The organism is Paracoccaceae bacterium (genome assembly GCA_019454225.1).
Taxonomy (GTDB): domain Bacteria; phylum Pseudomonadota; class Alphaproteobacteria; order Rhodobacterales; family Rhodobacteraceae.
The window spans coordinates 3281402-3306143 of the sequence record CP075370.1 but is presented as its reverse complement, the minus strand read 5'-3'; the positions used below and the strand labels follow the sequence as shown (position 1 = coordinate 3306143).

Sequence of the window (24742 nt, the reverse complement as noted above, 5' to 3'; positions counted from 1 at the left end):
CAAATCTGTTGAATAACTGTCGCCGCGCGCGGTTACGCCCCGGGATACGCGGGCGCCACGGGTGCCCCGACCGCGAATCCAACGGAGTGATCCATGAAAACGATGAAACTCACCGCCTCGGCCCTGGCCATCGTGGCTGTGTCCGCCACCGCTGCCGCCGCCCGCGATCAGATCCGCGTCGTCGGCTCGTCGACCGTGTTCCCCTACAGCCAGGCTGTTGCAGAGGAATTCGCCAACCAGACCGGCGCACCGGCTCCGATCGTCGAATCGACCGGCACCGGCGGCGGCTTCCAGGTGTTCTGCGGCGGCATCGGCGAGGCACACCCCGACATCACCGGCGCCTCGCGCGCCATGAAGAAATCCGAGCATGACCTCTGCGTGCAGAACGGCGTGACCGACATCTCCGAAGCTCTGATCGGCAACGACGGCCTGTCGATGTCGGTGTCGCGTGGCAACACCTTCGACTGGGACATGACGCTGGGCGAGATGTATCTGGCCCTTGCCGCCCAGGTTCCGGTCGGCAACGAGTGGAAAGACAACCCCTACAAGATGTGGAACGAGATCAACCCGGCGTTCCCCGCCGTGGCGATCACCGTCTACGGTCCCCCGCCGACCTCGGGCACCCGTGACGCCTGGGTCGAGATCGCCATGCACGGCGGCTGCAAGCAGCTCGACTTCGTCAAGGCCGGCGGCTTCGACGGCAAGTGGATCAACGAGAACTGCTCGCGCATGCGCACCGACGGCCCGTTCATCGAGGCCGGCGAGAACGACAACCTGATCGTGCAGCAGCTGGAAGCGAACGCGAACGCGTTCGGCATCTTCGGCTACTCGTTCCTCTACGAGAACAACGACAAGCTGAAGGGCGTGAAGTTCGGCGGCGTCGAGCCCAACTTCGACACCATCGCGGCCTATGAATACCCGGTGTCGCGCCCGCTGTTCTTCTACGTCAAGAACGCCCACCGCGGCGTGATCCCGAACATGCAGGAATTCATCGAGGAATACATGTCCGATGAAGCCCTGAAGGTCGGCGGCTACCTGGCCGAGCGCGGCATGACCCCGCTGCCGGAAGCGACGATGAAGCAGTATCAGGACAGCGTGATCGGCGCTGCCAACATGACCGCTCCGAACAGCTGATCTGCCCGACAAGACAGGTGCCGCCCGGTCCGCCCGGGCGGCACATCCCTCTGCCGGACGGCGCAACTCGCCCACAGGATCGGCCATGACCTCCCTCGCATTCCTTATTCTCTTTGTGGTCGCCCTCGGCGGCTACATCCTGAACCGTGCCGCAGCCAACCAGTTGCGCGACAAGGGCTTCCGGCTGCATTCGCTGGCGGGTTTCCACGGCCTCTATGCGGGCCTCGTGGTGATGGTGCCCACGGCGGTGTTCCTGATCCTGTGGATACTGTTCCAGAGCAGCGTGATCGACCGCATGACGATGGGTGGGCTTCCGCCAGGTTCGCTCGACGGGCTCGATTCCGGCGCTGTGCAGTTGATCCTCGCCGAGATCAAGCAGATATCCACGGGCCGCGTGTTCGGCACGCCCGATCCCTGGAAGATGGACGCGGCCGAGCGAATGACATCCCTACGCGGCGCCGCCGCCCTGCTGATGGTCGTGCTGACGACGGTTCTGGCAACGGCCCTGGCCGTGTTTGCCTGGCGCCGCGTGGCACCCGAGTTCCGCGCCCGCCAAGGCGCCGAGGGGATCGTGGGCGGGCTCATGATCTTCTGCTCCACGGTCGCGATCTTCACCACCATCGGCATCATCGCCTCGCTGGTGTTCGAGACGTGGAAGTTCTTCACGCTGGTTCCGTGGTATGACTTCCTCTTCGGCACGAAATGGGAACCGCAGATTCCGCTGCGCGCCGACCAGATTGCCGCCGAAGGCGCCTTCGGCTGGTTGCCTGTGCTGCTCGGCACGCTGGTGATCTCCTTCGTGGCGCTGTTCATCGCGACCCCCGTGGGGCTCCTGTCGGCGATCTACCTGAACGAGTTCGCATCGCCCGCCTTCCGCAGGGTGGCCAAGCCGGTGCTCGAGGTGCTGGCGGGGATCCCGACCGTCGTCTACGGCTTCTTCGCCGTGCTCACCATCGCCCCTGCGCTGCGCGGCTTCGGCGAGTGGTCCGGCCTTCCGATCGCACCGAACACTGCCATGGCGGCGGGCATCGTGATGGGGGTCATGCTGATCCCGTTCATCTCGTCCTTCGCCGATGACGCGCTGTCCGCGGTGCCGCGCTCGCTGCGTGACGGCTCGCTCGCCCTCGGTGCCACGCGCGCCGAGACGGTGGTGAATGTGCTGTTCCCGGCGGCCATTCCGGGAATCGTCGGGGGGATACTTCTGGCCGTCAGCCGCGCCATCGGCGAGACCATGATCGTCGTCATGGCCGCAGGTCTGATCGCCAAGATGACGATCAATCCGCTGGACAGCGTGACCACGGTAACCGTGCAGATCGTGACCCTCCTGATTGGCGACACCTCTTTCGACAACCCCAAGACCCTGGCCGCCTTCGCGCTGGGGATGATGCTGTTCATCGTGACGCTGGGCATCAACGTGCTGGCCCTGCGCATCGTGCGCAAGTACCGCGAAATCTACGATTGAGGACGACAGGACCATGACCGACATCACCTCCGCCCCTGCCGCGCCGCAGGGTACGCGCAAGGTCGACTGGACCTCGCCCGAGATCGGCAAGCGCGTGAAGACGCGCAACGGCTCCGAAGCGCGCCTGAAGTACATCGGCCTCGCCGCCATCGGCTTCGCCTTCGCGATGCTGGCCACGCTGATCGGCTCGCTCGTGCTGACCGGGCGCCATGCCTTCACGCAGACGCATGTCACCCTGGACGTGACCTTCAGCGAGGAGTTCATCAACCCCGACAACCTGGCCCGGTCCAACTATCGCGGGCTGATGCAGGCGTCGGTGGCCGCCTCGCTGCCCGGCCTTGCCGAGGATGAACAGCGCATCGCCACTGCCATCCTGTCGAACGCCGCACAGTTCGTGGCGCGCGACCGGATCGTGGCCGACCCCTCGCTGATCGGCCGGACCATCACGCTCAACGTGCCGACCTCGGACCCCTACGACCAGCTTGCCAAGGGCCTGATCGACCGCTCCACCCCCGAGGAGTTCCGCCGCCTCAAGGACAACGAGATCGCGATCTTCGACCGCATGGTCGAGGCCGGCCGCGTGTCGAACCCGCTCAACACCGCGCTGTTCAACAACGCCGACTCGCGCTTCCCGGAACTCGCCGGCCTGCGCGGCGCGATCATCGGCTCGTTCTGGGCGCTGCTCACCTGCTTCGTGCTGTCGTTCCCCATCGGCATAGGCGCCGCGATCTACCTCGAGGAATTCGCGCCCAAGAACCGCATCAGCGACTTCATCGAGGTCAACATCAACAACCTGGCGGCCGTGCCCTCGGTCGTGTTCGGCCTGCTGGGCCTTGCGGTGTTCATTGGCGCCTTCGGTATGGGCCGGTCGGTGCCGCTGGTGGGCGGGATGGTGCTTGCGCTGATGACGCTTCCGACCATCATCATCGCCACCCGCGCGGCGCTCAAGGCCGTGCCGCCCTCGATCCGCGAGGCCGCGCTCGGCATCGGCGCGTCGAAACAGCAGGTGGTGTTCCAGCACGTCTTGCCGCTTGCCATGCCCGGCATCCTGACCGGAACGATCATCGGACTGGCGCAGGCGCTCGGCGAAACCGCGCCGCTTCTGCTCGTCGGAATGAATGCCTTCGTCACCGCGGCGCCCGCCACCCCCTTCGACCCCTCCACCGCCCTGCCTACCCAGATCTTCATCTGGGCCGACAGCCCCGAACGCGGCTTCACCAGCCGCACCTCGGCGGCCATCCTTGTGCTGCTCGGCTTCCTCATCCTGATGAATGCCGTCGCCATCTATCTGCGCAACCGCTTCGAGCGGAAGTGGTAAACCCGGGAGCGAACCCCATGAACGACATGCGAATTGCGGAGAGAACCGTGGACAGTCATGAAGCCAAGGTATCGGCCCGGGGCGTGCAGGTGCACTACGGCGAGAAGCACGCGCTGAAGGACGTGGATGTCGATATCCTCGACAAGACCGTGACGGCCTTCATCGGCCCCTCGGGCTGCGGCAAGTCCACCTTCCTGCGCTGCCTGAACCGGATGAACGACACCGTCGCCTCGGCCCGCGTGTCGGGCAAGATCCTGCTCGACGGCGAAGACATCTACGATGCCCGGATCGACCCGGTGCAGCTGCGCGCCAAGGTCGGGATGGTGTTCCAGAAACCCAACCCCTTCCCCAAGTCGATCTATGACAACGTGGCCTATGGCCCCAAGATCCACGGCCTCACCCGCAACAAGGCCGAACTCGACGCGATCGTGGAAACCTCGCTCAAGAAGGCCGCGCTCTGGAACGAGGTGAAGGACCGGCTGTCGGAATCCGGCACCGGCCTGTCCGGCGGCCAGCAGCAGCGGCTCTGCATCGCCCGCGCCGTGGCCACCAGCCCCGAGGTGCTGCTGATGGACGAACCCTGTTCGGCGCTCGACCCCATCGCCACCGCGCAGGTCGAGGAACTGATCGACGAACTGCGCGCGACCTTCTCGGTGGTGATCGTGACCCACTCGATGCAGCAGGCCGCCCGCGTCAGCCAGCGCACCGCCTTCTTCCACCTCGGAAACCTCGTGGAATACGGCGAGACGGGCCAGATCTTCACCAATCCCCAGGACCCGCGCACGGAATCCTACATCACCGGCCGGATCGGCTGAGGGAGCATCCACCATGAACTCCGATCCCCATATCCTCCAGGCCTTCGACCGCGATCTGGAAGCGGTGCAGGCCATGATCATGAAGATGGGCGGCCTGGTCGAGGCGGCGATCCTCGCCTCGGCCCAGGCGCTCGAAACCCGCGACGAGGAACTGGCCGACAAGGTGCGCCGGGGCGATGCCGCCATCGACGCGCTGGAGGAACAGATCAACACCGAATGCGCCCGCATCATCGCGCTGCGCGCCCCCACCGCGACGGACATGCGCACCGTTCTGACCGTGATGAAGATCGCGGCCAGCCTGGAACGCTGCGGCGACTACGCCAAGAACCTGGCGAAACGGTCCACCGTGCTGGCCCAGATGTCGCCCATCGGCGCCTCGGCGGGGTCGGTGCGGCGGATGGCCAAGTCGGTGGAGCAACTGCTGAAGGACGCGCTCGACGCCTATATCCAGCGCGACGTCGAACTGGCCGCCGATGTCCGCCGCCGCGACAAGGAAGTGGACCAGATGTACAACGCGCTGTTCCGCGAATTCCTCACGCACATGATGGAAGACCCGCGCAACATCACGGCCTGCATGCACCTGCATTTCATCGCCAAGAACATCGAACGGGTGGGCGACCACGCGACCGGCATCGCGGAACAGGTGATCTATCTGGTCACCGGCACGCTGCCCGCCGATCAGCGGCCGAAAGGCGACATGACGTCCTTCGAAAAGGGGACCTGAGGCGCGACATGGCAGGGAACGACCAACCCACCGTCCTCATCGTCGAGGATGAAGGCGCGCAGCGCGAGGTTCTGACCTACAACCTCGAGGCCGAGGGCTTTCGCGTGGCCAGCGCCGAGAACGGCGAGGAGGCGATGCTTCTGGTCGACGAGATGTCGCCCGACATCATCGTGCTCGACTGGATGCTGCCCAATGTCTCGGGGATCGAGGTGTGCCGCAGGCTCAAGTCGCGCAGCGACACGCGGCATGTGCCGATCATCATGCTCTCCGCCCGCTCGGAAGAGGTCGACCGCGTGCGCGGCCTCGAAACCGGCGCCGACGACTATGTGGTGAAACCCTACTCGGTCGTCGAACTGATGGCGCGGGTCCGCACCCAGTTGCGCCGGGTCCGCCCCTCGACCGTCGGAATGGTGCTGGAATACGGCGACATCCGCCTCGACCCCGAAAGCCACAAGGTGTTCCGGGGCGCCAACACGCTGAAACTCGGCCCCACCGAGTTCCGCCTGCTGACCACCTTCATGGAAAAGCCGGGCCGTGTCTGGAGCCGCGAGCAACTGCTGGACCGGGTCTGGGGCCGCGACATCTATGTCGATACCCGCACCGTCGATGTCCATATCGGCCGGCTGCGCAAGGCGCTTTGCGCCCATGGCGGCGACGATCCGCTGCGCACCGTGCGCGGCGCGGGCTACGCCCTCGGCTGACCCGTCCGGTCAGGCGGGCGGACGCGCCATGTCCCAGTCGGCGCCCATCGCCACGATGCAGGCGTTCCCGTTGGCATAGCTCTGCACCATGGTCCAGCCGCCGTTCTCGGCCGCCCAGACCTCCAGCACCGTCTCGCCGTCCCGCAGTCCGGTGGCGCGCAGCGTGGCGCCCTGATCCCGTGCCAGGCGCTCGACCATCGCGGGGCGTGGCGCGCAGATCACCTCGCCCACCGGAGACCAGCCCCAGGCCGCCGCCGGGAACAGGATCATCGCCAAAAGGCCGAGTCGCACCACCATGCACGGAATGGTAACACGGTGATGACAGATCGGGCCACACGATCTTGTGGCCCGCCCATCGCCAGACGCAAGGCGACCGTCGGGCCGACACGACCCGTCCGCCGCCATTCCTTGACAAGGGGTTAACGCGGGCAGGTCAACCCCTTGAAATCACGCGCAGCGACAGGCGTCCCACCGTGGGACGCCCCGCCGTCACGCCAGATGCGCCCGGAAATGCGCCACCGTGCGGTCCCAGGCCAGCTTGGCCGCCGCCTCGTCATAGCGCGGCGTGCTGTCGTTGTGGAACCCGTGGTTCACGCCTGGATAGATATGCGCCTCATAGGGCACCCCCGCCGCCTTCAGCGCCGCCTCGAAGGCCGGCCAGCCCTCGTTGATCCGCGTGTCCAGTTCGGCATAGTGGATCAGCAGCGGCGCCCGGATCCGCGCCGCATCCTCGGGCCGGGGCTGGCGCCCGTAGAACGGCACCGCCGCGCCCAGTTCCGGAAAGGCCACCGCCGCCGCGCCCGCCACGCCGCCGCCATAGCAGAACCCGGTGATCCCCACCCGGCCGGTCGAGGCCGGATGCGTGCCCATCCAGTCCACCGCCGCGAAGAAATCGTTCATCAGCTTCTCGGGGTCCACCGATTGCTGCAACGCCCGGCCCTTGTCGTCATTCCCCGGATAGCCGCCCACGCTGGTCAGCCCGTCCGGCGCCAGCGCCACGAAGCCCGCCTTGGCCACCCGCCGCGCCACATCCTCGATATAGGGGTTCAGGCCGCGGTTCTCGTGGACCACCACCACCGCGGGCCAGGGCCCGGCCCCCGCCGGCGTCACCAGATAGGCCCGCACCTCGCCATGCCCCCCGGGCGAGGGATAGGTCACGTATTCCGCCACGATCTCGGGGTCGGTAAAGCTCACCTGCTGCGCCAGCGCGTAATCCGGGCTCATCATGTTCAGGATCGCCACCGCCGTCAGCCCGCCCACCGCGAACCGCCCGGCCCGGTCCAGAAACTCGCGCTTGGTGATCCGCCCATGCGCGTAGAAATCGTAAAGCTCCAGGATCTCCGGCGGGAAATCCCTTGCGGTCATCCGTGTCATTCTCGTCCCTCCTGCCATCGTCCCGTGCAAGTCTGGCACGCCGGGCGCGATAGTCACGCCCCGGTTCGCCGCCCGGCCGCCACATTCGCGTGAGTCCCCCGCGCCACAGGCGCCGCCCCATGATCTTGCGGTCCGGCCAATCCCGCTATGCAATCCTGTGGCGTATCGCTATCCTTGGTGGCTGACCGGGGGGTACACCCCGGCATCTGAGGCAGGCATCGTCAACAACAGGGGAGGGGGCCCATGCGCTGCCCGTTCTGCGGCAATATCGACACCCAGGTGAAGGATTCGCGCCCGGCGGAAGATCACGTCAGCATCCGCCGCCGCCGCTTCTGTCCCGCCTGCGGCGGCCGGTTCACCACCTACGAACGTGTGCAGCTGCGCGATCTCGTGGTCATCAAGTCCTCCGGCAAGCGCGAGGATTTCGACCGCTCCAAGCTGGAACGCTCGATCCGCATCGCCATGCAGAAGCGCCCCATCGACCCCGAGCGCATCGACCAGATGATCAGCGGCATCGTGCGGCGTCTGGAAAGCATGGGCGACACCGACATCTCGTCCAAGGTCATCGGCGAGATCGTCATGGAAAGCCTGGCCCGCATCGACACCGTGGCCTATGTGCGCTTTGCCAGCGTCTACAAGAACTTCCAGGCCGCCGACGATTTCGAAAGCTTCGTCGAGGGCCTGCGCCCGCCCGGCCCCTCGGAAGAGTGACCGACCACGACCACATGGCCCATGCCCTGCGCCTGGCGGCGCGGGGCCTCGGGCGGACATGGCCGAACCCCGCCGTCGGCTGCGTGATCCTGCGTGACGGCCGGATTCTCGGCCGGGGCTGGACCCAGCCGGGCGGCCGCCCCCACGCCGAGGTCATGGCCCTGCGGCAGGCCGGGGCCGCGGCGGCGGGCGCCACCGCCTATGTCTCGCTCGAACCCTGCGCCCACCATGGCAAGACCCCGCCCTGCGCCGAGGCGCTGGTGGCTGCGGGCATCGCCCGGGTTGTCAGCGCGGCCACCGATCCCGACCCCCGCGTGTCGGGCCGCGGCCATGCCATCCTGCGCGCCGCCGGCATCGCGGTGACCGAGAATGTCCTGCGCGACCAGGCCGAACGCCTGAACGAGGGGTTCTTCCGCCGCGTCCTGGGCGGCACCCCGCATGTCACGCTGAAACTGGCCATGTCGGTCGACGGGCGCATCGCCAACGCGGCGGGCGCCTCGAAATGGGTCACCGGCCCCGCCGCCCGCGCCCGTGTCCACGCCATGCGCGCCACCCATGACGCGGTGATGGTGGGCATCGGCACCGCACTGGCCGACGATCCCGAGCTGACGGTGCGCGGCCTCGGCGTCGCGCATCAGCCCGTCCGCATCGTGCTCGACGGCCGCCTGCGCCTGCCGCCCGGGGGCCGCCTTGCCCGCAGTGCCGCCAGCGTGCCGGTCTGGCTGGTCCATGACGAAGCCGTGCCGGTTCCCGCGCCACTTGCCGATGCGGGCGTCACGACGATCCCCTGCCGCACCGACGCCGCCGGGCGCATCGACATCGGCGCGGCGCTGCACCGCCTGGCCGAAAGGGGTCTGACCCGGATCTTCAGCGAAGGCGGGGCAGGGGTCGCGGCGGCGCTTCTGGCGGGCAACCATGTCGGCGAACTGGTTGCCTTCACCGCCGGACATGTGTTCGGCGCGAACGGCACGCCCGGCACCGGCCCCCTTGCGGCGGGCCCGGTCCTGGATGACCCCGGCTATCTGCTCGACCGCGCCGAACAGGTCGGCGCCGATCTCATGCAGGTCTGGCGCCCCCGTCGGCACACGCCCTGACCCCCCGCGCCTGACGCCGAACGCATCCGCCGGGGGGGGCAAGGCCCCCCTTGCCGCGCGACCTACCAGTGGCCGGTGCTGGGCATGCTGGCCCAGGGTTCGGCCGGGGGCAGGGCGCCACCCATCTGCAGCAGTTCCACCGATACGTTGTCGGGCGACCGCACAAAGGCCATGCGCCCGTCGCGCGGCGGGCGGTTGATCGTCACGCCATTGGCCTGCAGATGCGCGCACATGTCATAGATGTTCTCGACCTCATAGGCGAGGTGGCCGAAATGCCGGCTGTCCGACGGCAGGCCCGCGTCGCCGTCCCAGTTGTAGGTCAGTTCCACCGGGCAGTCCTTCTGGCCGGGCGGCGCCATGAAGACCAGCGTGAAGCGCCCGCCCTCATTGTCATAGCGCCGCGTCTCCTCCAGCCCCAGAAGCCGGTAGAATGCGATGGATTTCTCCAGGTCCAGAACCCGGACCATGGTGTGAAGATAGCGGATCTGCATCTGTCCTCCGGCGTGTTTTCGCGTCCGGACGGCACGATAGCACGCAGCGCGGCAGGCGCCACCCGGCACGCGCCGGGCGATGCGCCGCACCGCTGCGGCGGCTGCGCGTGTCGGGACGGATGCCATACGCATGCCATACGCGTGCCAGACGCAGGCTGGCACGGGTTTTCCCGCCGTGTCAGCCAGTTAGCCCCCGCCCGCGGCCTGCGCCGCGTCCCAGTCCCGCAGCCACCGCTTCGGCGCCGCGTCGCGCCATTGCTGCACCAGCCGCGCCCGCGCCCAGCCCGGGTCGATCCGCCCCGCCCGCACCAGCACCAGCGGATGCGCGGCGTAATGCGGATGCAGGAAGAACGTCGCGGGGTCGGCGGCCATCAGCATCTCGCGCTCGTCGGGGTCCGCCCGGAACACCGCGGCATCGGCATAGGGCGACCACCAGCACCACATCTTGCCATGCGCCTTCAGGCAGGGGTTGCCCCACGGGGCCGCCTCGGAAATACCGGGCAGATTCAGGGACATGGCCAAAGCCTTCAGGCCCGGCCAGTCGGCGATCATCAATGCGCCTCGGCCCAGTTGGCGCCGCGTCCGGCATCCACGACCAGCGGCACCGACAGCTTCACCGCCGGGTCCGCCGCACCTTCCATGACCCCGCGCGCCACCGCCGTCAGCCGGTCGGCATCGCCGCTGGCCACCTCGAACAGCAGTTCGTCATGGACCTGCAACAGCATCGTCGCATCAATCCCCGCGATCGCCGCAGGCATCCGGATCATCGCGCGGCGGATCACGTCTGCGGCCGTCCCCTGGATCGGCGCGTTGATCGCCGCCCGCCGCGCAAACCCCGCGCCCGGCCCCTTGGCGTTGATCTCGGGCGTATGGATCTTCCGCCCGAACAGGGTCTGGACGTAACCGTTTGATTTGGCAAAGCTTACTGTCGAATCCATATAGTCGCGGATGCCCGGGAAACGTTCGAAGTAGCGGTCGATGAAGCCCTGCGCATCGGCCCGCGGGATGCGCAGGTTGCGCGCCAGCCCGAAGCCCGAGATGCCATAGATCACCCCGAAGTTGATCGCCTTCGCCCGCCGCCGCACCTCGGGCGTCATCTCCGCCAGCGGCACGCCGAACATTTCGGATGCCGTCATGGCGTGGATGTCGATGCCGTCGCGGAACGCCTGCCGCAGGGCCGGAATATCCGCCATCTCGGCCAGGATGCGCAGTTCGATCTGCGAATAGTCCAGCGATACCAGTACCCTGCCTTCCGGCGCTACGAACGCCTCGCGAATGCGGCGACCCTCTTCGGTGCGGACCGGGATGTTCTGCAGGTTGGGGTCTGTGCTGGCCAGCCGCCCGGTGTTGGCGCCCGCGATCGAATACGAGGTGTGGACCCGTCCGGTATCGGGGTTGATGTGGTCCTGCAGCGCGTCGGTGTAGGTCGACTTCAGCTTGGACAGTTGCCGCCAGTCAAGGACCCGCGCCGCCAGCCGCGCGCCCTGCGGATGCGTATCTTCCAGCGTGGTGATGTCTTCCAGCACATCGGCGCCAGTCGCATAGGCGCCGGTCTTGCCCTTCTCGCCCCCCGGCAGACCCATCTCGTCGAACAGGATCTCGCCCAGCTGCTTGGGGCTGCCCACGTTGAAGGGGCGGCCCGCAAGGTCCTGGATCTCGTCCTCAAGCGCCGCCATCTTCTGCGCAAAGGCGCCCGACATGCGCGACAGTGTGGCGCGGTCCACCCGGATGCCTGCCATCTCCATCCCGGCCAGCACCGCGACCAGCGGACGCTCCAGCGTCTCGTAGACGGTCGTGACCCGCGCGCGGTGCAGTTGCGGCCGGAACGTCCGCCACAGCCGCAGCGTCACGTCGGCATCCTCGGCCGCGTATTTCACCGCCTCGGCCACCGGCACGCGGTCGAACGTGACCTGCGCCTTGCCGGTGCCCAGCAAGGACTTGATCGGAATGGGAACATGGCCAAGGTAGGTTTCCGACAGCGTGTCCATCCCGTGGCCGTGCCGCCCGGCATGCATGGCATAGGACATCAGCATGGTGTCCTCGACCGGCGTGATGCGGATGCCGTGGCGGGCAAAGATCTTCCAGTCGTATTTCATGTTCTGGCCGATCTTCAGGATCGAGTCATCCTCCAGCACCGGCTTCAGCGTGGCCAGAACCTCGTCCAGCGGCAACTGCCCCGCCGCCAGTCCCCGGCCGCCGAACAGGTCGCCGCCGCCCTCGACATGCCCGAGCGGGACATAGGCAGCGCGTCCCGGTTCCACCGCCAGCGAGATGCCGACGAGTTCGGCGCGCATCTCGTCAAGGCTCGTGGTCTCGGTATCCACCGCGACCCAGCCGCGTGCCCGGATCGTGTCGATCCAGCGGTCCAGGGCCTGCGCCGTCGTCACCGCCTCGTAGGCGGCGTGGTCGAAGGGCACGTCGCCCGCGCCATGGCCCTTGTCCGCCGCCGCCTGCTCGATCGGGGCGGCGCCCTCGGCCACCGGCGGCGGCGCGATCTTCAGCCGTTCCGCGACGCGGCGGGTCAGGGTGCGGAATTCCATCTGCGTGAGGAAGGCCATCACCTGATCGGGGTCGGGCAGCCGCACCTCCAGATCGTCCAGCCCCACGGCCATTGGTGTGTCGCGCTTCAGCGTGACCAGTTCCTTCGAGATGCGGATCAGTTCCGCATTTTCCAGCAGCGCCTCGCGGCGCTTGGGTTGCCTGATCTCGCCCGCGCGGGACAGCAGCGTTTCCAGATCGCCATACTCCTGGATCAGCAGCGCGGCCGTCTTGAGCCCTATCCCCGGGGCCCCCGGGACGTTGTCGACCGAATCCCCCGACAGCGCCTGCACATCCACCACACGCTCGGGCGGCACCCCGAACTTCTCGAACACCTCGTCGCGGTCGATCACCCTGTCCTTCATCGGATCGCGCATGATCACGCCGCCGCCGACCAACTGCATCAGGTCCTTGTCGGACGAGATGATGGTGCAGCGGCCGCCCGCCTCGGTGGCCAGACGCGCCAGCGTGGCGATGATGTCGTCGGCCTCGTAGTTCGGTTCCTCCAGGCAGGCCACGTTGAACGCCCGCGTCGCCTCGCGCGTCAGGGGGAACTGCGGGCGCAGATCCTCGGGCGGCTCGGGGCGGTTGGCCTTGTATTTCGGGTAAAGTTCGTTGCGGAACGTGCGCGACGAATGGTCGAACACCACGGCAATATGGGTGGGCGCATCGCCCGATCCGTTTCGCGTCAGCTCGTTCCACAGGATGTTGCAGAACCCCGCCACCGCCCCCACCGGCAGTCCGTCGGATTTCCGCGTCAGCGGCGGCAGCGCGTGATAGGCGCGGAAGATATAGGCCGATCCGTCGATCAGGTGCAGATGGTGGCCCTTGCCGAATGTCATCCCCGTCCCCTCTTGCCCCTGCGGGGCGCATACTGGCACGATCACCCGGAGGCGGCCAGAGGCGGGCAGGCGATGTGGCGAATCCCGGTGGGTGCGGTGATCGGACTGGTGGCGGGCGCGGTGATCGTGGCCGTGCTTGCGATCGTGGCGGTCCCGATCTTCGACATCTCGCAGATGGAGGGCGCCTATGCGATGGGCGTCGCCTTCACGATGGTGCCGGCGGGGGCGATCCTTGGCGCGGTCATCGGGGGCATCCTGGGCGGCCTGCGCTGGCGCCGCCGCGCCTGAGCGCCGGTCGGCGCGACGCGCCGGGCGGTCAGGCCCGTGGCCGGCATGTCGCCCGGTGGCCCTGGCTCAGTGGTCGTCGTGCGCGTGGGCGCGGTCGATCACATAGCGCTTGTCGCAATAGCCGCATTCGACCCAGCCGGTATCCTCGGGGATGGTCAGCCAGACGCGCGGATGGCCGAGCGCCCCCTCGCCGCCGTCGCAGGCGACCTTCCAATGCGTGACGATCTGGGTTTCGGGGGCTTCGATGGGCATGGCTGTCCTTTCGGCTTGCGCGGACAGCTTACCTGCGGCCCGGGTCGCTGGGCAAGGGGAAGGGGCCCTGGCGGGTCAGCCGCGCGACGATCCGGCGCGTCACCGGCGCGACGATCAGCACGGTGGGAAAGGCCACCGCCCAGCTGAACGCCCACGAGACCATCCAGGCCCCCGCGAACCCTGGCCCCGGCCCGAGCGCCCGGAAGGTCGCGATGCCCGACACGATGCAGGACATCAGCCCCGACAGGATCAGGCCGAACAGGATGGGGGCATATCGGGGGGGAATCATCGGGTGCTCCGTTTTGCGGGCCAACGAACGCATCGCGGACGCGGGTGCAAGGGGGGGCAGGGCGCGCGTGCACGGCATCGTGATGCCCGCCCGTGCGGCCTAGCCGAGCGCCGCCTCGATCTCGTCCGACGGGGCGACCGGAAAGAACGCGCCGCCGGACCACAGGCCGAACCAGCGGGCGCCGTCCCGTTCCTCATGCGTGCAAAGATCGACAAGGCGGTAGAACGACTTGCGGTCGATCCGCGCCTCCAGCCCCGGGCGCATCAGCACATAGGGCGCGGGTTCGTCGGTCGCGGGGTCGCGCTGCACCCGCAGCGGGTGGTCGGGGCCGCAGGGCGCGCGCTCGTCGCCGCGTGTGGCAAAGGTCACCACCCTGTCCCGGCCGGCGCCCGACACGGCGAAATCCACCGCCAGGAAGGGTGCGTCATCGACCGCGATCCCGACCTTTTCCACAGGTGTCACAAGGAAATAGCGATCGCCCTCGCGCTTGAGGATGTTCGAGAACAGCTGCACCAGGGCCGGCCGTCCGATCGGGGTTCCCAGGTAGAACCACGTGCCGTCGCGCGCGATCCGCATGTCCAGGTCGCCGCAGAACGGCGGGTCCCACAGATGCACCGGCGCCGGTCCGCGCCCCTTTGCCGCGCGCTGCGCCGCTTTCATCACCCCTTCGGCGGTCGGTTTCACGATCAATTGTGGCCCCTGCGCTTTTGCCATTTGTGCCCGGTGGCATAGTTGGGTGTAATGCCAGCCGATCATAGACCTTTCCGGAGTGATGTCATGCCCGAAGCCCAGAACCCCGAGGCGCTGGTGACCGAGATCGAGGCGCTGGGGGCCCGTCTGGCCGAGGCCAAGGCATCCATCGACCGCCGCTTCATCGGCCAGGACAAGGTGGTGGACCTTGTGCTTGCCGCCATGCTCTGCGGCGGCCACGCCCTGCTGGTGGGTCTGCCGGGCCTCGGCAAGACGCGGCTGGTCGACACGCTGTCCACCGTGATGGGACTGCGCGGCAACCGCATCCAGTTCACCCCGGACCTGATGCCTGCCGACATCCTGGGTTCCGAGGTGCTGGATACCGATGCGGCCGGCGCGCGCGCCTTCCGGTTCATCGAGGGACCGATCTTCTGCCAGTTGCTGATGGCGGACGAGATCAACCGCGCAAGCCCCCGCACGCAGTCCGCCCTGCTGCAGGCGATGCAGGAGCGTGAGGTCACCATCGCCGGGCAGCACCGCCCCCTGCCGCGCCCCTTCCACGTTCTGGCGACCCAGAACCCGATCGAGCAGGAAGGCACCTACCCCCTGCCCGAGGCGCAGCTTGACCGGTTCCTCGTGCAGGTTGATGTCGATTACCCCGACCGCGCGACCGAGCGCGACATCCTGATCGCCACGACCGGGTCCGAGGATGCGCAGGTGCATCAGGTGTTCACTGCGGCCGAACTGATGGCGGCGCAGGCGCTGATCCGCAGGATGCCGGTGGGCGACCAGGTGGTCGAGGCGATCCTCGATCTGGTCCGGGCCTGCCGCCCCGGCGAACCCGAGGGTACGGCGCTGGCTGGCCAGTTGTCCTGGGGCCCCGGCCCCCGCGCCGCGCAGGCGCTGATGCTGACGGTGCGGGCGCGGGCATTGCTTCAGGGACGGCTGGCGCCCTCGGTCGCGGATGTGGCGGCGCTGGCCCGCCCGGTCCTGACGCATCGCATGGCGCTATCCTTCGCGGCCCGGGCGCGCGGCGAAAGCCTGGCTGCGATCATCGACGGCACCGCGACGCGCGCCCTGCGGCTCGAGGCGGCGGCGTGATGCCCGCAGCGGGACACCGGCGCATCCGCACATCCCGCGGCTGCGGAGGCCGCGCATGACCGACGCGCCCACCCTGCGCGCCCGGGCCGAAGGCCTGGGCGCCAGCCTGCCGCCGCTGCTGGCCGAGGCCGAGCATCTTGCGGCGACCGTGATCCTGGGCGAACACGGCCGCCGCCGCGCGGGCATGGGCGACGAGTTCTGGCAGTACCGCCCCGCCGCGCCAGGAGATTCGGCACGGATGATCGACTGGCGCCGCTCGGCCCGGTCCGACGGGCATTACCTGCGCGAACGCGAATGGCAGGCATCGCAGACCGTGTCGCTGTGGGTCGATCCGGCACGGTCGATGGCCTTCACCGGCGCCCGCGACCGTGCCGCGAAATCCGACCGCGCGCGCCTTCTGGCGCTGGCGCTCGCGGTGCTGCTGCTGCGGGGGGGCGAACGGGTGGGGCTGGCCGGGGCCGATGCCCCGCCGCGCGGCGGCAGGGCGCAACTGCTGCGGCTGGTGCAGGCGCTGTCGGACGGGGCCGAGGACTATGGCGTGCCCGATGTGGCGGGTCTCGCCGCCCACGGCCGGGCGGTGTTTGTGTCGGATTTCATGGGCGATCCCGCCGCCGTGGAAGAGGCGCTTGCCCGCGCCTCGGATCGCGGGGTCAGGGGCGCCCTGGTGCAGGTGCTGGACCCGGCCGAGGAAGAATTTCCCTTCGACGGGCGCACGATCTTTGAATCCATGGGCGGCACGCTGCGGCACGAGACGCTGCGCGCGGGCGACCTGCGGGCGCGCTATCTCGACCGGCTGGCCGAACGCAAGGCGCGGCTCGAGGCGCTGGCCCGCGCCAGCGGCTGGCATTTCCTGTGCCATCACACCGGGCAGGGCGCGCAGGCCGCACTTCTGTGGCTGTACCGCGCCCTGGAACGGGGGCGCTGATGTGGGTCGTCGGCCCCCTGGGCTTCACCACGCCGCTGCTGCTGCTGGGCCTGATCGCGCTGCCGATCCTGTGGCTGATCCTGCGCGCCGTGCCGCCTGCGCCGATCCGCCGCCGCTTTCCGGGCGTGGCGCTGCTGCTTGGCCTGCGCGATGACGAGCACGAGACCGACAAGACGCCCTGGTGGCTGCTGCTGCTGCGCATGGCGGCCATCGCGGCGGCGATCCTGGCCTTCGCCGGGCCGGTGCTGAACCCGCAGACCCGCGACAACGGCAGCGGCCCGCTGCTGATCCTGGCGGATGCCACCTGGGCCGATGCCCGCGACTGGCCGCGCCGCGCCGAGCGCCTGGCACAACTGGTCGAGGAAGCCGGGCGCGACGGCCGGCCGGTCGCGGTCGTGCAACTGACCGACGCGCCCGCTGCCCCCGCCTTCCAGGGCGCCGCCGCCTGGGCGCCGCGCCTTGCTGCCGTCGAACCCCGCGCCTGGGCGCCCGATTTCGCCGCCTGGGCCGAGGCCCTGCCGCAGGGCGACTTCGCGACCTTCTGGCTGTCCGACGGCCTGTCGCACGCGGGGCGCGACACGCTCCTGTCGGCGCTGCAGGCGCGCGGTCAGGTGACCGTGTTCGAAAGCCCCCGGGTGACGCTGGGCCTGCGGCCCGCCACCTTTGCCGACGGCGCGGTGCAGGTCACCGCACTGCGCCACCCGGCCACCCCGGAACCCGTGCAGGTCGAACTCTCGGCCCGTGGTCCCGACCCGGCGGGGATCGAGCGCGAACTGGCCCGTGCGCCCATCGTCTTTGCCCCGGGCGAATCCACCGCCGATCTTGCGCTGTCCTTGCCGCCCGAGATCCGCAACCGCCTGACCCGTTTCGAACTGGCGGGCATCCGGTCGGCCGCGGCGGTCAGCCTGACCGACGACAGCCTGAAGCGCCGGAAGGTCGCGCTGATCTCGGGGCAGGCCGGGGATGCCGAGGGGCTGCAACTCCTCTCGCCCACGCATTACCTGCGGCAGGCGCTGGAACCGGTCGCCGAACTGATCGACGGCACGCTGGGCGACGTGATCCTTGCCAGCCCCGACGTGATCGTGCTGGCCGATGTGGCGCGCCTGGCCCAGGCCGAACAGGATGCCATGCTCGACTGGCTGGACAAGGGCGGCCTTCTGCTGCGCTTTGCCGGGCCGCGCCTTGCCGCCAGCGATGTCAGCCGCTCGTCCGAGGACCCGCTGATGCCGGTTCGCCTGCGCGAGGGCGGACGCACCGTCGGCGGCGCGATGAGCTGGGGCGAACCCAAGGCGCTCGCGCCGTTCCGCGACGGCACGGCCTTCTTCGGCTTGCCGCTGCCGGGCGATGTGCAGGTGACGGCGCAGGTGCTGGCCCAGCCCGACCCGCAGCTTGCCGACCGCACCATCGCGGCCCTGGCCGACGGCACGCCGCTGGTGACGCGCAAGCAGGTGGGGCAGGGGCAGGTGGTGCTGTTCCATGTGACGGCCAATGCCGAATGGTCCAGCCTGCCGCTGTCGGGCCTTTTCGTGCAGATGCTGGAACGGCTGGCGGTATCCACCCGGCCCGTGGCGCCCGAGGCGGGCGACCTTGCCGGGCAGGTCTGGGCGCCGCAGGTCCTGCTCGACGCGCGCGGTGCCCTGGGCGATGCGGGCGACCGGCCCGGCGTTCCGGGCGAGGATCTGGCGGCGGCCATGTCCGCCGGGCCCAGCATGGCGCTGCCGCCCGGGCTTTACGCCGGGGACGACCGGCGCATCGCGCTGAACGTGATCGGCCCCGACGCCGCGCTGTCCGCCGCCGTCTGGCCCGCCGGCGTCGCCCGCGAGGGGTTGGAGATGACGCCCGAGCGTTCGTTGAAGGGGCTGCTCCTGTCGGCGGGGCTGGTGCTTCTGATGCTCGACGTGCTGGCGGCGCTGGCGGTGTCGGGGCGGCTGGGGCGCGGGCTGGGGGGCACGGCGGTGATCCTGCTGGCGCTGGCCATCGCCCCGCCCGCCCGGGCGCAGGATACCGACCCCGCCGCCGATCTGGCCGCCATCGAGGCCACGACCGCCGTGCGCCTGGCCTATGTCGTGACCGGCAACGCCCAGGTCGACCGCGTGTCCGAGGCCGGGTTGCGCGGCCTTGGCCTGCGGCTTTACGAACGCACCACCATCGAGCCCGAGGCGCCGATCGCGGTGAACATCGAGACCGACGAACTGGCCTTCTTCCCCTTCATCTACTGGCCCGTGACCGCCGATCTTGCCGCCCCCTCGGGTGCGGCCTATGCGAAGCTGAACCGCTACCTGCGGACCGGCGGGATGATCCTGTTCGACACGCGCGACGGCGACATCTCGGGTTCGGGCACCACGCCCGAGGCGCGGCGCCTGCAGGCCATCGCCGCCCCTCTCGACATCCCGCCGCTGGAACTTCTGCCCGAGGATCATGTCCTGACCCGCACCTTCTACCTGCTTCAGGATTTCCCCGGGCGCCACACCTCGCCCGCCCTCTGGGTCGAGGCCGCGCCCGCCGATGCCGCGGCGGCCGAGGGCATGCCCTTCCGCAACCTGAACGACGGGGTGACCCCGGTGGTTCTGGGCGGCAACGACTGGGCGGCGGCCTGGGCAGTGGATGACCGGGGCGCCGCGATGTTCCCGGTGGGGCGCGGCTTTGCGGGCGAGCGGCAGCGCGAGACCGCGGTGCGCTTCGGCATCAACCTGATCATGCATGTGCTGACCGGCAACTACAAATCCGACCAGGTCCATGTGCCCGCGCTTCTGGAAAGGCTGGGCCAGTGACCGGAACCCTGATCCTGTCGCCCCTTGTGCCGCTGCCGCTGCTGGCGCTGCTGGCCGTGCTGGCGGCGCTTCTGGTCGGGGTCGCCCTGTGGCGCGGCCTGTCGGGCTGGTGGCTGCGCGGGCTGGCGGCCGTCGCGCTGCTGGCCGCCCTCGCCAACCCCACGCTGCAACAGGAAGACCGCACGCCGCTGTCCGACATCGTCATCGCCGTGGTCGACGAAAGCGCCAGCCAGCGCATCGCGGGCCGCCCGGCCCAGGCCGAGGCCGCGCTGGCCCGCCTGACGGCGCAGGTGGCGGCGCTGGGCAACACCGACCTGCGGGTGATCCGGGTGGGCGACGGCGATGGCGATGCGGGCACGCAGGCGATGTCGGCGCTGGCCGAGGCGATGGCCGAGGAACCCCGCGCGCGCATCGCGGGCGCCATCCTGATCACCGACGGGCAGGTGCATGATCTGCCCGCGGCCCCGGCGCTTCCGGCGCCGCTGCATGTACTGCTGACCGGCGCCCCGGATGACTGGGACCGCCGCCTGATCGTGCGCAACGCGCCTGCCTTCGCCATCCTGAACGAACCCGTCATCCTGACCCTTCGGGTCGAGGACCAGGGCGCCGTCCCGCCGGAGGCGGCGGGGTTTGCCGCGCTGTCCATCGCCATCGACGGGGGAGAGCCGCAGGTCTATTCGGTGCCGGTGGGCGAGGATCTGGAGCTTCCCGTCACGCTGCCCCACGGCGGCATGAACGTGCTGCAGTTCTCGGTCGAGACCACGCCGGGCGAGATCACCGACCGCAACAACGCCGCCGTCGTCCAGATCAACGGCGTGCGCGACCGGCTGCGCGTGCTGCTGGTCTCGGGCGAACCCCACGCCGGCGAACGGGTCTGGCGCAACCTGCTGAAATCCGATCCTTCGGTCGATCTGGTGCATTTCACCATCCTGCGCCCGCCGGAAAAGCAGGATGGCATCCCGGTCTCGGAACTGTCGCTGATCGCCTTCCCCACGCGCGAGCTGTTCGTCGAGAAGATCGACGAGTTCGACCTGATCATCTTCGACCGCTACCGCCTGCGCGGCATCCTGCCCAACAGCTATCTGGAAAACGTGCGCGACTACGTGCGCCGGGGCGGCACCGTGCTGGTGGCGGCGGGCCCCGAGTTCGGCGCGGTGGACAGCCTGTGGCGCTCGCCCCTCGTCGACATCCTGCCGGTCGATGCCACCTCGCGCGTGATCGACCAGGGCTTCCGCCCCCTGCTGACCGACCTCGGCCATCGCCATCCGGTGACCGAGGGCCTGGAACGGCTGGCGCCCGAGGGCGGCTGGGGCCGCTGGTTCCGCACCATCGAGGTGACGCCCCGGTCGGGGCAGGTGGTGATGACGGGCGCGGGCGACCGGCCGCTCCTGGTGCTCGACCGCGTGGGCGAGGGGCGCGTGGCGGTCATGGCCTCGGATCACATGTGGCTCTGGGGGCGCGGCTACGAGGGCGGCGGCCCGCAGCTCGAACTGCTGCGCCGCCTGGCCCACTGGATGATGAAGGAACCCGACCTCGAGGAAGAGGCGCTGGTTGCCACCGCCGAGGGGCAGCGCCTGACCGTGACGCGCCGCACCGTGGGCGAGGATCCGGGGCCGGTGACGATCACCGCGCCCGACGGCACCGAAACCGTGCTCGACATGCCCGAAACCGGCCCGGGCCGCTATGCCGCGCAATGGGACGCGCCCGAGATCGGGCTCTACCGCATGGCGCAGGGCGATCTGACCGCGGTGATGGCACTGGGCCCCGCCGCCCCGCGCGAGTTCGAGGAGACGATCGCCTCGGGTGACCGGCTCGCGCCGCTCGTGGCGCCGTTGCGGGGCGGCATCCTGGCGCTGTCCGACGGTCAGCCCGACCTTCGCCGCGTGGGCGAGGGGCGCGCCGCCGCAGGGCGCGGCTGGATCGCGCTGACCCCGCGCGGTGCCTACCAGACCCAGGACATCCGCGTGAACGAGGTGCTGCCGCCCTGGGCCTGGCTGCTGCTGGCTGCCCTGCTGGCCGTGGGCGCCTGGCTGCGCGAGGGGCGCGGCGCCCCCCGCACCTGATCCCGACGCTTGCCGCCACGCCCGCCTTACCGCATCCTGACCCCGGGACAGGGTGGAGGGGGCCATGCAGGAAGTCGATGTCGCCATCGTGGGCGCGGGCTGCGCGGGGCTTGCCGCCGCCAAGGCGCTGCGCGACCGGGGCCTGACCTTCGCGGTGTGGGAGGCGATGCCCCGCATCGGCGGCCGCGCCTGGACGCATGACCGCGACTTCGGCATCCCCTTCGACATCGGCTGCGCCTGGCTTCACGCCGCCGACCGCAACCCCTTCTTCCCCGAGGCGCAGGCGGCCGGCTGGACGCTCTATCATCACGACATGGGCCTTGATCACCTGTATTTCGGCGCCCGCCGGGCCACGGCCGAGGAATTCGCCCGCACCCGCGCGGCCGAGGCCGCGCTGGCCGACTGTCTGGCGCAGGGCGTGCCCGGCGACCGGCTGGGCGACGTGATCGCCGACTGCCACTGCCTGCGGGCCAACGCGACCTTCGCGGGCCCGATGGACTATGGCATGGACCCCGACGAGATTTCCGCCGCAGACTATGCCGCGGCCGCCGATCTCGACCCCAACTACTTCACCCGCGAGGGTTTCGGCGCGCTGATCCATCGCTGGGGGTCGGATGTGCCGGTGTCGCTCAACTGCCCGGTGCGCAGGATCCGCTGGGACGGGCCGGGGGTCGAGCTGGAAGGCCCGCGCGGCAGCCTGCGCGCCCGCGCCGTCATCGTCACCGTCTCGACCGGCGTGCTGGCCTTCGAGGACATCGCCTTTTCCCCGGCCCTGCCGCTGCCGCACCAGGAGGCGGTGTTCGACCTGCCGATGGGCCTGCTGACCAAGATCCCGCTGCTGGTGCGGGGCGACCGGTTCGGTCTGGCGCCCTTCGACGATTTCCTGATCGAGCGTCACGCCCGGCACGATCTGTTCTTCCTGTGCTTTCCCTTCGACCTTGACCTGATGGTGGGTTTCGTCGGCGGCGATTTCGCCTGGGAGATCGAGGCGGCAGGCGTCGCGGCGGCGGTCGATTTCGCGGCCGACCGGCTGGCCGACATCTTCGGATCGCGCGCGCGCCGCGCCATCGACCATGGCGCGATGACCAACTGGGCGGCCGAACCCCGGGTGCGCGGCGCCTATGCGGCGGCCCGGCCGGGCCGGTCCGGCGCCCGGGCCGCGCTGGCCGCACCCGTCGCGAACCGCATCTGGTTCGCGGGCGAGGCGCTGGCCCCGCAGGGGCTGACCCAGACCGCCGCAGGCGCCCGCCTGTCGGGCGAGGATGTGGCCCGCGCCGTGGCCGCGGCACTCGGCTGACCGGCGGGCCGCTCAGGCCGGGGTCGCCGCCACGGTCGCCAGGTCCATCCCGCGCTCTGCCAGCGCCGCATCGGCGGCGCGGTTCGTGAAGCTCGTCCAGTAGGGGATCGGCACCTGCCCGGTGGCGCGCTGGAACCGCTCCAGCGCGCGCTGGCTGAAGTTGCCCCAGTGGCCGTCATCCTTCCATGTGCCCAGGTCATGACCCAGCGCGATCAGCACCCGCTGCCGCGCCCGCGTCGTCCACAGCGGTGTCCAGACATCGCGGATCGTGTCGTCGCCATAGATGCCGCGCAGCACCCGGGCAAAGGGAAACCCGGCCACGTCCTGCTTGTAGCCGGGGCAGATGTCGTGGTGGCCGTGGTGATCCTCCGGCCGGATATGCGGCCAGCGCGCGACGATCTCCTGCCCGACCGCGATCATCATCGCGATCTGCTCCTCGCCCCATGGCGCGATCTTCATGGTCCACGACGAATTGGTATCGACCGCCTCGATCCAGTCGGGGCCGGCCGGATGCCCCGGGCGGGCATAGCCGATGTGGCAGGTCTCGACCCCGATGCAGGCGGCGATGCCCGAGGTCTTGCGCAGGCTGGCCTTGCCGTCCCACCGCAGTTTCTGGTTCTTCTGCGCGTGCCACGACCGGTTCTCCAGCCTGACATAGCGGTCCACCCCTTCGGCAAAGCTCTGGCCCACCCCGTAATGCGCCGAAACCTTCGATTCCCGTGTATTGTGCCCGCCCAGCACGTCGCGCGTCCGGTCAAGCCGGGCGATCGCCGTCCAGTGCCAGGTCACGCCCATGGGCCGGTGGCCGGTCTCGGCGGTCCAGCCCGGATGGACGGCATGGCCCGATGTCAGGGGGACAAGGTGGTCGTCGCGGATGTCGAATGTCATGGCGGGAATCCCTCGGGTGATCTGTGCTTCCGTGAAATGCGGCGGCCCGAAAATGGCGGGCCCTGGTCAAGCCTGCCGGGGGTCGGCGCGATTCTCAACTGGGGATTGATCCTGCGCGGGCGGACTATCCCTTTGCGCCGCGCCCGTTGCATGCGTACGGTCTGTCGGGACGGATGCCATACGCGAAACCGACGCCTGCGGGACGGGAAACCGACGCGGTTTCCCGTCAGTCCCGGATGCCCGCCGCGATCGCCCGGCGCGACGCCGATGCAAATTCCCGACGCGCCAGGATCGCCAGTGCCGCCGTGGTGGCCACCGCCATCGCCGCCGGTCCCGCCAGCCCCGCAAGGGCCGCAAGCGCGAAATAGATCGACCGCAGCCCCCGGTTGAAACTGCGTGCGGCGGTGATGTTGACTTCGGCCGCCTGCGCCGCCCCAGGCAGCGCGCGGGGGTCCGAGGGGTCGTTCGGAACCGCCGCCATCAGGATCGCGCAATAGCCGAACAGCCTGTTCGCCCACAGGAATTTCAGCAGTGCATCCGCCAGGAACAGCAGCACCAGGGCAAGCCGCGCCTCGACCGGAATGCCGGTCACGGGCAAGGTCAGGTCGGCCGCCACCGTCTCCAGCCGGTCGGCGTTGCCGATCAGCGCGACCCCGCCGCCAAGCGCGATCAGGCAGGCCGAGGCAAAGAAGGCCGTGCCCTGCCGCAGGCTGTCGATGATGTTGGCATCGAAGATGCGCGGGCTGCGCGTCACGAACTCGCGCATCCAGGCCCGCCGATACCCCTCCATCATCCGCGCCACCGACGGCCGCCGCCGCGGCGGATGCTCGACCAGCCACCCCATCCCCGCCCAGGCCAGCACGATCCAGCCAGACGCCAGCGCCTCGGCAAGGGTGATCTGCGACAGGAAGGACATCGGCGGGAACATGCGATATCCATGCCGCAGAATGGCGCTTGCCAGAAGCGCCAAATTG

The 24742-nt window shown here is 69.5% G+C and carries 24 protein-coding genes; 14 read left to right on the top strand and 10 right to left on the bottom strand.

Going from position 1 to position 24742, the window contains the following annotated elements:
• Positions 1-93: 93 nt before the first annotated feature.
• From KF887_15755 to phoB, 6 genes are all read left to right on the top strand, one after another.
• Complete coding sequence (locus tag KF887_15755; GenBank protein QYK40839.1) at positions 94-1134, top strand: substrate-binding domain-containing protein; 1041 nt, start codon at positions 94-96, stop codon at positions 1132-1134.
• A gap of 85 nt (positions 1135-1219) precedes the next feature.
• Positions 1220-2596, top strand: a complete 1377-nt coding sequence (pstC, locus tag KF887_15750; GenBank protein QYK40838.1) for a phosphate ABC transporter permease subunit PstC — start codon at positions 1220-1222, stop codon at positions 2594-2596.
• Between the two features lie 13 nt (positions 2597-2609).
• Entirely contained in the window at positions 2610-3914 is a 1305-nt protein-coding gene (gene pstA, locus KF887_15745; GenBank protein QYK40837.1) for a phosphate ABC transporter permease PstA, read from the top strand.
• Positions 3915-3931: 17 nt separating this feature from the next.
• The gene (locus tag KF887_15740; protein ID QYK40836.1) at positions 3932-4729 is read left to right on the top strand and encodes a phosphate ABC transporter ATP-binding protein; all 798 of its coding nucleotides are present in this window, start codon (positions 3932-3934) and stop codon (positions 4727-4729) included.
• A gap of 13 nt (positions 4730-4742) precedes the next feature.
• Positions 4743-5453 (top strand): phosphate signaling complex protein PhoU, encoded by a 711-nt coding sequence (phoU, locus tag KF887_15735; protein ID QYK40835.1) that lies wholly within the window; start codon positions 4743-4745, stop codon positions 5451-5453.
• An 8-nt stretch (positions 5454-5461) separates the two neighbouring features.
• Positions 5462-6154: a phosphate regulon transcriptional regulator PhoB gene (gene phoB / locus KF887_15730; GenBank protein QYK40834.1), complete on the top strand. Its 693-nt coding sequence runs from the start codon at positions 5462-5464 to the stop codon at positions 6152-6154.
• A 9-nt stretch (positions 6155-6163) separates the two neighbouring features.
• Here phoB and KF887_15725 read toward each other — a convergent pair whose 3' ends face one another.
• Positions 6164-6424, bottom strand: a complete 261-nt coding sequence (locus KF887_15725) for a hypothetical protein (GenBank protein QYK43610.1) — start codon at positions 6422-6424, stop codon at positions 6164-6166.
• Between the two features lie 219 nt (positions 6425-6643).
• A complete protein-coding gene (locus KF887_15720; protein ID QYK40833.1) occupies positions 6644-7528 on the bottom strand; it encodes a dienelactone hydrolase family protein in 885 nt (294 codons plus the stop codon).
• A gap of 243 nt (positions 7529-7771) precedes the next feature.
• Here KF887_15720 and nrdR point away from each other — a divergent pair, with 243 nt between their 5' ends.
• Both nrdR and ribD read left to right on the top strand, forming a co-directional pair.
• Positions 7772-8239, top strand: a complete 468-nt coding sequence (nrdR, locus tag KF887_15715) for a transcriptional regulator NrdR (GenBank protein QYK40832.1) — start codon at positions 7772-7774, stop codon at positions 8237-8239.
• A 14-nt stretch (positions 8240-8253) separates the two neighbouring features.
• Positions 8254-9333, top strand: a complete 1080-nt coding sequence (ribD, locus tag KF887_15710) for a bifunctional diaminohydroxyphosphoribosylaminopyrimidine deaminase/5-amino-6-(5-phosphoribosylamino)uracil reductase RibD (protein ID QYK43609.1) — start codon at positions 8254-8256, stop codon at positions 9331-9333.
• Between the two features lie 62 nt (positions 9334-9395).
• Here ribD and KF887_15705 read toward each other — a convergent pair whose 3' ends face one another.
• From KF887_15705 to polA, 3 genes are all read right to left on the bottom strand, one after another.
• Positions 9396-9824: a VOC family protein gene (locus tag KF887_15705; GenBank protein ID QYK40831.1), complete on the bottom strand. Its 429-nt coding sequence runs from the start codon at positions 9822-9824 to the stop codon at positions 9396-9398.
• A 186-nt stretch (positions 9825-10010) separates the two neighbouring features.
• On the bottom strand, positions 10011-10340 hold the full coding sequence (locus KF887_15700; GenBank protein QYK40830.1) for an MmcQ/YjbR family DNA-binding protein: 330 nt from the start codon (positions 10338-10340) through the stop codon (positions 10011-10013).
• Between the two features lie 35 nt (positions 10341-10375).
• Positions 10376-13204, bottom strand: coding sequence for a DNA polymerase I (gene polA, locus KF887_15695; GenBank protein QYK40829.1), 2829 nt, complete (start codon positions 13202-13204; stop codon positions 10376-10378).
• Between the two features lie 72 nt (positions 13205-13276).
• Between polA and KF887_15690 the strand changes: the two genes are divergently transcribed.
• Positions 13277-13492 carry a hypothetical protein gene (locus KF887_15690; GenBank protein ID QYK40828.1) on the top strand — a complete coding sequence of 72 codons (216 nt, stop codon included), beginning with the start codon at positions 13277-13279 and terminating at the stop codon, positions 13490-13492.
• A 66-nt stretch (positions 13493-13558) separates the two neighbouring features.
• Here the strand turns inward: KF887_15690 and KF887_15685 are convergent, their stop codons facing one another.
• The 3 genes from KF887_15685 to KF887_15675 all read right to left on the bottom strand — a co-directional run bounded on the left by KF887_15685 (position 13559) and on the right by KF887_15675 (position 14723).
• Complete coding sequence (locus KF887_15685) at positions 13559-13744, bottom strand: zinc-finger domain-containing protein (protein ID QYK40827.1); 186 nt, start codon at positions 13742-13744, stop codon at positions 13559-13561.
• Between the two features lie 28 nt (positions 13745-13772).
• Positions 13773-14033 (bottom strand): DUF2798 domain-containing protein, encoded by a 261-nt coding sequence (locus KF887_15680; GenBank protein ID QYK40826.1) that lies wholly within the window; start codon positions 14031-14033, stop codon positions 13773-13775.
• A gap of 99 nt (positions 14034-14132) precedes the next feature.
• Positions 14133-14723: a DUF1285 domain-containing protein gene (locus KF887_15675; protein QYK40825.1), complete on the bottom strand. Its 591-nt coding sequence runs from the start codon at positions 14721-14723 to the stop codon at positions 14133-14135.
• Between the two features lie 87 nt (positions 14724-14810).
• On the opposite strand from KF887_15675, the gene KF887_15670 reads away from it, so the two are divergent.
• From KF887_15670 to KF887_15650, 5 genes are all read left to right on the top strand, one after another.
• Positions 14811-15824, top strand: coding sequence for a MoxR family ATPase (locus KF887_15670; protein QYK40824.1), 1014 nt, complete (start codon positions 14811-14813; stop codon positions 15822-15824).
• Positions 15825-15879: 55 nt separating this feature from the next.
• The gene (locus KF887_15665) at positions 15880-16749 is read left to right on the top strand and encodes a DUF58 domain-containing protein (GenBank protein QYK40823.1); all 870 of its coding nucleotides are present in this window, start codon (positions 15880-15882) and stop codon (positions 16747-16749) included.
• Positions 16749-19520, top strand: coding sequence for a DUF4159 domain-containing protein (locus KF887_15660; protein QYK40822.1), 2772 nt, complete (start codon positions 16749-16751; stop codon positions 19518-19520). Before KF887_15665 ends, KF887_15660 begins: the two co-directional genes overlap by 1 nt.
• Positions 19517-21583 carry a hypothetical protein gene (locus KF887_15655; GenBank protein QYK40821.1) on the top strand — a complete coding sequence of 689 codons (2067 nt, stop codon included), beginning with the start codon at positions 19517-19519 and terminating at the stop codon, positions 21581-21583. Before KF887_15660 ends, KF887_15655 begins: the two co-directional genes overlap by 4 nt.
• A 64-nt stretch (positions 21584-21647) precedes the next feature.
• Positions 21648-22880 carry an FAD-dependent oxidoreductase gene (locus KF887_15650; protein QYK40820.1) on the top strand — a complete coding sequence of 411 codons (1233 nt, stop codon included), beginning with the start codon at positions 21648-21650 and terminating at the stop codon, positions 22878-22880.
• Between the two features lie 12 nt (positions 22881-22892).
• Here KF887_15650 and KF887_15645 read toward each other — a convergent pair whose 3' ends face one another.
• Both KF887_15645 and KF887_15640 read right to left on the bottom strand, forming a co-directional pair.
• Positions 22893-23768, bottom strand: a complete 876-nt coding sequence (locus KF887_15645) for an N-acetylmuramoyl-L-alanine amidase (GenBank protein ID QYK40819.1) — start codon at positions 23766-23768, stop codon at positions 22893-22895.
• 226 nt (positions 23769-23994) lie between these two features.
• On the bottom strand, positions 23995-24684 hold the full coding sequence (locus tag KF887_15640) for a DUF599 domain-containing protein (protein QYK43608.1): 690 nt from the start codon (positions 24682-24684) through the stop codon (positions 23995-23997).
• Between the last annotated feature and the right edge of the window lie 58 nt (positions 24685-24742).